1 pseudogene is annotated in these 379 nt (G+C 44.6%); it reads left to right on the top strand.

Going from position 1 to position 379, the window contains the following annotated elements:
• Positions 1–52: 52 nt before the first annotated feature.
• Positions 53–379, top strand: a pseudogene (locus CP370_RS09540) (DNA polymerase IV); the annotation flags it as partial.

Genomic DNA, 379 nt, shown 5'->3' with positions numbered 1-379 from the left:
AAACGACCTGATTCACCATTTTGGTAAATTTGGGTATACACTCTATCGACGAGTGCGGGGGCAAGACGACCGTCCGGTTGCTTACCAGCGCGAACGAAAATCAATCGGTAAAGAAGAGACCTACGGCAAACCGTTGGTGACGGAAAACGAAGTCGACCAACGGCTTCGCTTAATTGCCAAGAAACTAGCTCAAGCGGTTACCAAGCGACAAAAGCATGGTAAAACGTTAGTCTTAAAGTTACGGTATAGTGATTTTGAGACTCTTACTAAGCGAATCACTCGTCCGGAATTTTTACCAACCGATAGTGAGACTTACTACTTTTATGCTAAGCAGATTTTTGACGAGATTGCTGATTTTTCGCGTGGGATTCGTTTGCTG

It is taken from the genome of Lactobacillus sp. UMNPBX19 (assembly GCF_002553805.1).
Classification (GTDB): Bacteria; Bacillota; Bacilli; order Lactobacillales; family Lactobacillaceae; genus Lactobacillus.
This window is presented reverse-complemented; position numbering and strand designations above follow the sequence as displayed.